We start from the raw sequence: 6,136 nt of genomic DNA on the forward strand, positions 1-6,136 counted from the left end.
CATGCAAAAATCCCTGCCACAACCGTATTAACCTACAATTGAACGCACAAACGCAAGCGAGTCAGGAACATTTTTTACACCTTCAAAGATAAGATACGCGTCCGGCTCTTTCTTCACTATTACAGGCAAAAATTCTTTCCAGCCCATAATTCCCTGTCCCAAAGGAGCAATTTCAAGCTCGCCGTCTTTTACAACATAATCTTTTAAATGAAAACCGCAGATTTTTCCTTTGAAGAGTTCCAGACACTTTTCAAAAATTTCGGCACGTTTTTCGTGGTTTCCAATGTAAAGGTAATTGTAAATATCAACAATAAAACGGAAATTTTCCTGTCCTGGATCAATTTCATCGGCAAGGCGCTTAAGCCGCTCCGGACAATACATACAGTGTCCCCATGCCCCTTCCAAAGCCATGCAGACGCCGCTTTTTTTTGCAGTCTCCGGCATAGGCGCAAAAATCGACTTTACTTCCGCAAAAGCCTCCTCAGTCTGATTTTTTGGATTGTAAGTCCATTTGTCGTCATTGTAAGAGCCGGTCTCCGAAGCGACAAATTTTGCCCCAAATTCAGCAGCATGACGCAAATGGTCGGCATATTTTTCCGCTCCAAGTCTTACTTTTTCTTTATTAGAGTGAACAGGATTAAAATATGCGCCCAAGAGCGGAATTTCAACGCCGTTAGAATTAAAACCTCTGCGGATTTCAGAAACAACACTGTCCGTCAAAGTGCCAGGATTACCGGTTTGTCCCTCAATCGCCTTTGCAATTGCAAGCTGAACTCCGTCAAATCCCCATTCATGGGCTTTTTGTCCTAAAAACTCAGCAGATCCTTTTCCAATATCATGTGGTCTAATTAAAATTTTCATAAAACCATTATATATACAGCCACTACAAATTGCAATTTTTTGAAAAACTAAAAAAAATGAAGATTTGGACATAAAAAAAGACGCCTTAGGGCGTCTTTTATCAAGCAATCAACTTACAAATTAGCAGTTTTCTGCAAAGTATTTGATTGTTCTTACCATCTGTGATGTGTAAGAGTTCTCGTTGTCATACCAAGAAACAACCTGTACCTGGTATGTATCGTCAGAAATCTTAGAAACCATAGTCTGTGTAGCATCGAAGAGAGAGCCGAAGCGCATTCCGATTACATCTGAAGAAACAATCTGATCTTCGTTGTATCCGAAAGATTCTGTTGCTTCTGCTTTCATAGCTGCGTTGATAGTTTCTTTTGTAACTTCTTTGTTTGTCTTGATTACAGCAGTCAAGATTGTTGTAGATCCTGTTGGAACTGGAACACGCTGAGCTGAACCAATCAATTTTCCGTTCAATTCAGGAATTACAAGACCGATAGCCTTTGCAGCGCCTGTTGAGTTAGGAACGATATTCTGAGCACCTGCGCGTGAACGGCGGAGGTCGCCTTTGCGCTGCGGACCGTCAAGAATCATCTGGTCGCCAGTGTAAGCATGGATTGTAGACATGATTCCGCTCTGGATTGGAGCAAAGTCATTCAAAGCTTTAGCCATTGGAGCCAAGCAGTTTGTTGTGCAAGAAGCGGCAGAAATGATATTGTCGTTCTTTGTAAGAGTTTTGTGGTTTACATTGTAAACGATTGTTGGAAGGTCGTTTCCTGCTGGAGCAGAAATTACAACTTTTTTAGCGCCTGCATCAATGTGAGCCTGCGATTTAGCCTTTGAAACATAGAAACCTGTACATTCGAGAACGACGTCTACATCGAGAGCTTTCCATGGAAGGTTAGCAGCATTTGCTTCCTTGTAGATTGTAATTGTTTTTCCGTCTACAACGATAGCACCTGGTTTTGTTACAGTTTTTCCGTCTTCGGCAAGAACGTCATCTATATAAGAAACTGTGTGTTTGTTCTCGCCGATTCTTCCAGCATATCCACCCTGCGCTGTATCATACTTCAAAAGGTGAGCAAGCATTTTTGGGCTTGTAAGGTCGTTGATAGCTACAACTTCATATCCATCTGCAGCAAACATCTGGCGGAATGCCAAGCGTCCGATACGTCCAAAACCGTTAATAGCAACTTTAACTGCCATGTTTTTATTCTCCTTAAAAAATAAATTTAAATTTACTATATTTAAAATACTGAATTTCAAGCAAATAGTCTATAAAAAAATTATAATAAATTGGCCGTTCCGGCTTTTATATCAGAACCATCAAAACTAAAAAAGAGTTTTAATCAAGTCTTTATATTCCTCAGCAATTTTATAACGCATCATTTCCTGCTTTGCGCTCAGCTCAACACCAACTTCAAAACTTTTTGGAATCAATGCAAATTTTCCAATTTTTTCGCAAGCACGAAAGCCTTTTGCCGTAGAAATTGAATTCTTTATGATTTTATCAAAAGCCTGAATTATAAAATTGTTCTTTAAAAGTTCTTCATAAGATTCATATTCAATATTATTTTCTTTTGCAAAATCCTCGGTATTTTCCTTAGAAGGCACAATGAGCGCTCCAAGGCTCCGTTCATCTTGTCCAACAACCATTGCGCTTTCTATCAGGTCGTTTGTCAACAGCTCCGATTCGAGCACAGCAGGCTCGACATTTTCACCGCCAAGCAAGACAATTGTATCTTTTGCGCGGCCTGTAATTTTCAATTCGTTGTCAAAAGTGCGTACGCCAAGGTCGCCTGTATTAAACCAGCCGTCTTTATCAATCACTTTTGCGGTCAAATCTGGACGCTTGTAATAGCCTTTCATAACCTGCCGGCTTTTTACGAAAATCAATCCCATTTTTCCCGGTCCAATATCTTCGCCATTTACGGCAACACCATTCTCTTCCTTGCAGATTTTTAATTCGACAGTAGGAAAAATAGCACCTACGCAGCCAGGACGAGGCTCATGAGGATTTCTAAACGAAATAACAGGCGCGGTTTCAGTAAGGCCATAACCTTCCAAAAGGTTCAATCCTACGGCCCTGTAAAAATTGTCAATTTCGTGTGGAAGCGCTCCGCCGCCGCTAATTGCAACATGCAGATTTCCGCCAAATTTTGCCTGGAGTTTTTTAAATACGAGCAAATCTCCGAGCTTTTTCAATGGCCATAAAAGACACATGGGAACAATTCCCGCTAAAAAATCCAAAACCCGGCTACGTTTTTTATAAAGCTGGCATACAAGGCCGCAAACCTTATCTTTCTGATCAGCATAGGCACCGCCAACTTTTACAAAAAAATTAAAAAGAACAAGTGCGGCTCCGCCTTTCTTCTTCATGGCTTTTTGAACAGCTTTTGCAAGAGATTCCCATAAACGCGGAACACCGCACATCCACTGAGGCTTTATAACCGCCATGTCTGCAAGCAAAATCTGTCCAATAGGCTTAGAGTAGGCAATTCCGTTGCAAAAAACTGGAGCAGCATACTGAATCAAACGCTCAAAACTGTGCCATACAGGAAGAACGCTCAGCCACATAAATCCAGGATTAGAAGGCAAAAAGTTGTGGATTACAGAAAGCTGATAAATATAATTGTCATGAGTAAGCATTACGCCTTTTGGAGTTCCTGTTGTGCCGGAAGTAAAAATAATCGTGGCAGTATCATTCGGCTCAATTTTTTCCATGCCAGACTCAATTTCAGCTTTTATCATTTCTTTTTTTTCTGCATATTCATTCCGCGCTTTTTCAAACAATTCGTTAAAATGAATTAGCTTAAGACCGCAATCGGCTGCTTTTTTTTCAATTTCTTGCGCAACCGGTTCGTAAATTACAACAGTTTTTAAGAGAGGAACTTCATCGATTTTTTCCAAAACCTTTTCGAGCTGATGTCCGGTTTCAAAAAAGCCAACTTTACAGTCTGCATAAGAAATTATAAAGCGAATTTCGTTTCCCATGCTGTCGCAGCCACGAGGAACATCTGCCGCACCGATAGAAAGCAAAGCATAATCTGTCAAAAGCCATTCGCGGCGATTGTCAGAAATCAATGCAACATTGGAGCCTTTTTCAATGCCAAGCTTTTTAAACTGAAAAGCAAGGGCGACAAAATCATCATAAACAGAAGCAAATGTAAAATATTCATATTTGCCGTCTTTATTTTTTGAAGCCTGAAGAAATGTATCAGGAACTTTTTCAGTCTGCGCCTTCAGCATTAAAGGAAGATTTTTTGGAAGCTCACGGAAGGTATATTTTACCATAATTTTCTCCATTAAATAAAATCAAAAAAAACTCAAAAGCAACAATCAAACAAAAAGCTCTTTAGAGATTTATGTAATTTTACCACGGAAAACTTAATATTGCAAAAAAGAGCGAGACCTGCATATTTGCAAAAACAGGTTCTCGCCGCAAAATTTTCAGGATTATAGAATAAACTAAGGCGAATTATTTTTTATCGCTGTCAGACTCTTTGTGGCGGCTGTCGAAATATCCTCCGTCCTCAAGATAACGCCTGCGCGTCATTATCAGATTTATAAGCTCGTGGTACATATTGAAGTCGATTTCAAGCGCCATCGGAAGAAGGAAAAACTCGGTCTCGTCGCAGTAACGCTCAATAAAATGCGGGTCGGTAACGTAGCCGAGCGAAATCATATTAGAGATTCTATCCGCGCACTTTAAAATTTTCGCCTTCTGGCTTCCGCTGTCGAGAATCCGCTGCAAAAACTGCTTCTTGCTTTCGTCCTCGCGCCTTGTAACCTCAAGAACAAGCTTAAGAACATCCTCGCCCTCGGAATCGGCATTGAGGATTAAATCTTTATCAAAATCCTTTATATCCTCAACAGTGTCGTGAACAACGCTCGCCTTTAAAAGAACAGAGTCGATGTAGCCATAGTCAATAAGAATCGCAAGCGTGTCCATCTGATGACGGAACATATTTCCGCCAGCGTGCCGCGCTTTTCCGATAAGCCCCGTGGCAAGCTGCATATACGGAGCCAAGACAATATTCTTAAGCTCCTGAGCTTCCTTGTTGCCCATCTTCTCAGGCTTCTCAGTTTTCATCTCATATTTTATTCCCATGTCTCGCCCCCTGTTCTTCCTGACAATTTTGTGCTGACCATTATCCGGCACAAAAGCCGACTCGTCAAACTAATTCAGCGCAGCAACGTAAGATTCAAGTTTCTCTATGCGCCTCTTGATTTCAACGAGCTTGTCGCGCTCAGCCTGAACAACTTCCGCCGGAGCGTGCTGTCCGAATTTTCCGTTGAGTTTGAACTCGATTCTTTCAGCATCTTTCCTGCCAGTCTCCAAGTCCTTGTTGAAATGCTTCAAAAGCTGTTCCTTGTTGATGTTGCCGTCAAGAAGAATGAACGCCTCAAATCCAGTTCCTACAGTTCCGATTGACTTAGCAGGCTTTTCCTCGACGAATTCGATTTTTGAAAGGCCAGCAAGAAGCTGAATCATATCGGCTTTTTCTTTGCAGACTTCCGCAGCGCTTCCTTTTACAACAAGCAAGGCAAGATTGATTTTATCCGCAGGATTTACGCCGCACTCGTTTCTAAGACCGCGCACGCTTCTGATTACATCTTTAAGAGCGTTGAAACGCGCAGTGATTTTCTCGTCGTCGCGTTCAGACTTGAATTCAGGATAAGGAGCGGAAACCAAAAGCCCGTCGTAAGTTTCAGACGGAAGAATCTTGTTGCTTTCTGTTTTTGCGCGGTTATCGTTGATTTCCTTTCGCGGAAGCTTTGAGTAAATTTCTTCGGTTACAAACGGAATGAACGGATGCAAAAGCCTAAGCGACTCTTCAAGGACATTGAGCAAGACAGAAATCTGCCTGTCTTTTTCTTCTTCAGTTCCGTGCCAGAACACGAGTTTTGTCGCCTCAACGTACCAGTCGCAGAAATTGTTCCAGAAATATTCGTAAGCCGCGCTTGCCGCATCGTTGTAACGGTAAGAATCAAGAGCCGCGCGCGCATTTTTCGCCGCTTCGTTCAATTCTGTGTAAATCCATTTGTCAAGCTCGGTCAGCTCCTCATCTTTTACAGGAACGAGATTTCTTCCCTCAAGATTTCCGAGAATGTAGCGGCTTGCGTTCCAGACTTTGTTGCAGAATTTAGAGCCGAATTTGAACGAGTCGTTGTCGATTAAAATGTCCTGTCCCTGGGCCGCAAGATAAGTCAAAGTGAATTTAAGAGCGTCCGCGCCGTACTGGTCGATAATTTCAAGCGGGTCGATACCGTTTCCAAGCGACTT

Annotated in this window: 5 protein-coding genes; all 5 read right to left on the reverse strand. The window is 41.8% G+C overall.

The features are described from left to right. Positions 1–27: 27 nt before the first annotated feature. Entirely contained in the window at positions 28–861 is an 834-nt protein-coding gene (locus B2X33_RS07685) for a sugar phosphate isomerase/epimerase family protein (protein ID WP_296025060.1), read from the reverse strand. Between the two features lie 120 nt (positions 862–981). Then, positions 982–2,055, reverse strand: a complete 1,074-nt coding sequence (gene gap / locus B2X33_RS07690; protein WP_296025063.1) for a type I glyceraldehyde-3-phosphate dehydrogenase — start codon at positions 2,053–2,055, stop codon at positions 982–984. 126 nt (positions 2,056–2,181) lie between these two features. Next, on the reverse strand, positions 2,182–4,143 hold the full coding sequence (locus B2X33_RS07695) for an AMP-dependent synthetase/ligase (RefSeq protein WP_296668803.1): 1,962 nt from the start codon (positions 4,141–4,143) through the stop codon (positions 2,182–2,184). Between the two features lie 184 nt (positions 4,144–4,327). Further along, the gene (locus B2X33_RS07700) at positions 4,328–4,942 is read right to left on the reverse strand and encodes a hypothetical protein (protein WP_296668806.1); all 615 of its coding nucleotides are present in this window, start codon (positions 4,940–4,942) and stop codon (positions 4,328–4,330) included. 87 nt (positions 4,943–5,029) lie between these two features. After that, a partial coding sequence (locus B2X33_RS07705; protein ID WP_296668805.1) for a class I tRNA ligase family protein occupies positions 5,030–6,136 on the reverse strand: 1,107 nt, incomplete at its 5' end.

Origin of the sequence: Treponema sp. UBA785 (genome assembly GCF_002297065.1) — a bacterium.
Taxonomy (GTDB): Bacteria; Spirochaetota; Spirochaetia; order Treponematales; family Treponemataceae; genus Treponema_D.

Bases quoted from the DNA above. Each gene is read 5' to 3' on its own strand.
- B2X33_RS07685 (WP_296025060.1), bottom strand. From the start codon at position 861: ATGAAAATTTTAATTAGACCACATGATATTGGAAAAGGATCTGCTGAG.
- gap (WP_296025063.1), bottom strand. From the start codon at position 2,055: ATGGCAGTTAAAGTTGCTATTAACGGTTTTGGACGTATCGGACGCTTG.
- B2X33_RS07695 (WP_296668803.1), bottom strand. From the start codon at position 4,143: ATGGTAAAATATACCTTCCGTGAGCTTCCAAAAAATCTTCCTTTAATG.
- B2X33_RS07700 (WP_296668806.1), bottom strand. From the start codon at position 4,942: ATGAAAACTGAGAAGCCTGAGAAGATGGGCAACAAGGAAGCTCAGGAG.